The organism is Acinetobacter sp. UBA6720 (genome assembly GCF_002454215.1).
Classification (GTDB): domain Bacteria; phylum Pseudomonadota; class Gammaproteobacteria; order Pseudomonadales; family Moraxellaceae; genus Acinetobacter.
This window is the reverse complement of sequence record NZ_DKIK01000198.1, coordinates 49,172-49,789: the sequence shown is the minus strand read 5'-3', so window position 1 is coordinate 49,789 and position 618 is coordinate 49,172. Positions and strand designations below refer to the sequence as shown.

The following is a 618-nucleotide window of genomic DNA, read 5'->3' as shown; positions in this document are numbered from 1 at the left end:
AGACGTATGTAACTTACGTTCACCACAACAACACGTTGGTGTAGTTCACTCTTCTAACTTGTGTACAGAAATCACATTAAACACAAGCAAAGATGAAATTGCGGTATGTAACTTAGGTTCGATCAACCTTGTACAACAAGTTCAAGGTGGTGTGTTAGACCGTGAAAAGCTTGCACGTACAGTAAAAACAGCGGTTCGTATGCTCGATAACGTAATCGACATTAACTACTACGCAGTACCACAAGCGAAAAACTCGAACTTGAAACACCGTCCAGTGGGTATGGGTATCATGGGCTTCCAAGATGCGCTATATGAAATGCAACTGGCTTATGGTTCTGATGCCGCAGTAGACTTTGCTGATGAGTCGATGGAAGTGATCAGCTACTATGCGATCCAAACATCAAGCGATCTCGCACTTGAGCGCGGCACTTACGAATCATTTAAAGGTTCACTGTGGGATCAAGGGATTCTACCAATTGACTCACTTGACCTTGTTGCAAAATCACGCCCTGAGCGTATGTTTGAAGTTGACCGTACTCAACGTTTGGACTGGGACACTTTACGTGCCAAAGTTCAAAAAGATGGTATGCGTAACTCAAACGTGATGGCCATTGCACC

At 44.0% G+C, this 618-nt stretch carries 1 pseudogene; it reads left to right on the top strand.

The features are described from left to right. Positions 1 to 618: pseudogene (locus tag B4F08_RS16745) on the top strand (ribonucleoside-diphosphate reductase subunit alpha); the annotation flags it as partial.